The 2,743-nt window shown below is 73.0% G+C and carries 1 protein-coding gene; it reads left to right on the top strand.

The features are described from left to right. Positions 1 to 2,743, top strand: a 2,743-nt coding sequence (locus tag D7W79_RS41030) for a TonB-dependent receptor domain-containing protein (protein ID WP_338078859.1), incomplete at both ends; no start/stop codon positions are given.

Here is a 2,743-nt window from a genome sequence, read left to right on the forward strand (position 1 = left end):
CCCATGTCCCTCCCCCGCGCCGTCCCCCTGGTGCTGGCCCTCGTGCTGCTGTCCGGCGCGTCCGCCCGCGCACAGGGCGTCCCCTCCGCCACCAGCGAGCCCCGGGCCGTGGAGGTGGACGTCCATGCCACCGACGCGGGCCAGGCCCTCTCCGCCGAGGACGCCGCGCGCCTGGGCCTCTCCCCCGACGCGGGTGACACGACGCTCGTGCCCCCCAGCCTCACCGCCGACGCGCCCGCCGCGTGGCCCGAAGGACTGGAGGGCACGCCGGGCGAGGTGGAGCTGGAGCTGCTGGTGGACGTGGAGGGCCGCGTCGCGGAAGCGAAGGTGGTGCGCGCCGCCGCTGAAGCACGCCTCACCGACGCGGCGCTCGCCGCCGCCCCAGGCCTGCGCTTCACCCCGGCCACGCTGGGCGGCACCCCCGTGGCGGTGCGCCTGCCATTCGTCTACCGCTTCACGCCACCCGTGCAGGTCCCCGCCTCCACCACGCGCCTCACCGGCGAGGTGCGCGCACGCGGCACGCGCCGTCCTCTCGCCGATGCGGCTCTCTTCCTGGACGGTGCTTCGGGGCCCTCCGCCACCACGGACACGCAGGGCCGCTTCGCGCTGGACGTGACGCCGGGCGCGCACTCGCTGGAGGTGCGCGCTCCAGGCCATGAGACGACGTCCTTCACGGAGACGCTGACGCAAGGCCAGACGCTCCAGGTCGTCTACCGGCTCCAGCCGCGCGAGGTGAACCCCTACGAGACGGTGGTGCGCGACGAGCGCCCGCGCACGGAGGTCACCCGCATCAGCCTGCACGAGCAGGAGATCCGCGAGGTGCCCGGCACACTGGGCGACCCCTTCCGCGTGGTGATGTTGATGCCGGGCGTGGGCAGCCTCGCGTCAGGCATCAGCTATCCGGTGGTGCGCGGCAGCCAGCCCGCCGCGACGGGCTTCTTCCTGGACGGCGTGCGCATCCCGATGCTGTACCACCTGCTGCTCGGGCCCGCGGTGGTGCACCCGGACTTCATCGACACCGTGGACTTCTATCCGGGCTCGCCGCCGGTGCAGTACGGCCGCGTGCTGGGCGGCGCGGTGGAGGGGCGCCTCAGCCGTCCCCGCGAGGACCGGCTGCACTTCACCGCGTACGCGGACCTGCTCAACGCGGGCGGCTTCATCGAGCAGCCCTTCGAATCCACCGGCACCAGCGTCACCCTGGCGGGCCGCTTCAGCTACTCCGCGCTGCTCATCTCGCTGGCGGCCAATGCCCTCCAGAACAAGGGGGCGGAGCAGCTGCGCGCGGGCTTCTGGGACTACCAGGCGCGCATCGAGCAGAAGGTGGGCAGGGGCCGCCTGCGCCTGTTCGCGCTGGGCAGCTCCGACGACGTGGGCATCGCACCGCAGCTGCAAGCGGGGGCGGACGGCGGCGGCGTCACGTCGCGCTTCCACCGCATCGACCTGCGCGGCACGCACCCGGTGGCCGACGGCGAGGGCGAGGTCGGTGTCACACTGGGCTGGGACGGCCTGGGGCTCACCGGCGAGCAGACGCAGGACGCCGGCAAGGGCACCCTCGTGCGCGCACAGGTGGGCGAGTACGGGCTGAGTCAGGCGAGCATCGCCGCGCGCGCGGGATGGCGCCGCACCCTGACGTCCTCGCTGGACCTCGCGGTGGGCGCGGACGTGGAGCACCGCCGCTCCGCCACCACGCTCATCGGCACCGCGCGGCCTCCGGGCTGGCGGCCCTCCGACGACTCGGATCCGCTCAAGCGGCCCAGCGCGCTGGCCACCTTCTCCGGCGCGTATACCTCCGCCACCTGGAAGCCGACGGACCGCTGGGTGGTGACGCCGGGCCTGCGCGTGGACGCGTACCACCTGGTGCCGGGCATGACCTTCACCGCGGTGGAGCCCCGCCTGTCCGTGCGCCACACGCTGACGGACACCCTCACGCTCAAGGGCGGCGCGGGCCTGTTCCACCAGCCGCCCACCGTGCTCATGCACGTGCCCGCCATCGACACCGCGAGCCTGCGCTACGGCCTCCAGTCCGGCGCGCAGTTCGACGTGGGCGCGGAGTGGAAGGCCTTCGAGGGGCTGGAATTGAGCGCGGACGCGTTCTTCAACCCGCTCTCCCGCGCGGTGGAGTTCGACCTGGTGGACGTGGCGGAGAACCGGCGCCGCCGGGGCGGCCTGGGCGAGGACCCCGCCACCACCGGCTACGCCTACGGCTTTGACCTGATGGCCCGCCACCCGCTGGGCCGCCACTGGTTCGGATGGGTGTCCTACAGCTTCCTGCAGAGCAAGCGGAAGGCCCGCTTCGCCCGCATCGGCGACGACAACCGGGTGGTGGAGAGGGTGGAAGGCACGCTGCCCTTCGCCTTCGAGCAGGCCCACACGCTCAACGCCGCGCTCAGCTACAAGTTCGGCAACAACTGGACCGTGGGCACGGTGGTGCACTTCAACACCGGTCGTCCGGAGTCGGGGCAGATCACCTCGCAGACGCAGCGCTGGGTGACGAACGACGATGGGTCGACCCGCTGGGTGCGCCAGGACTTGGACCGCACGCAGCGGCTGGCGCCGTTCTTCCGCGTGGACGCGCGCATCGCGAAGTCGTGGGCCTACCAGGACTTCACGCTGGATGCGTCGCTCGACGTGCTCAACCTCTCCGCGCAGCAGGAGGTGGTGGGCTACGAGTACCAGTCCGAGGGCGGCGACTACGAGGGCTCCCCCCACCCGGACGTCCGCCCCGTGCGGAACCCCACGCGCA

It is taken from the genome of Corallococcus exercitus, assembly GCF_003611585.1.
Classification (GTDB): Bacteria; Myxococcota; Myxococcia; order Myxococcales; family Myxococcaceae; genus Corallococcus; species Corallococcus exercitus.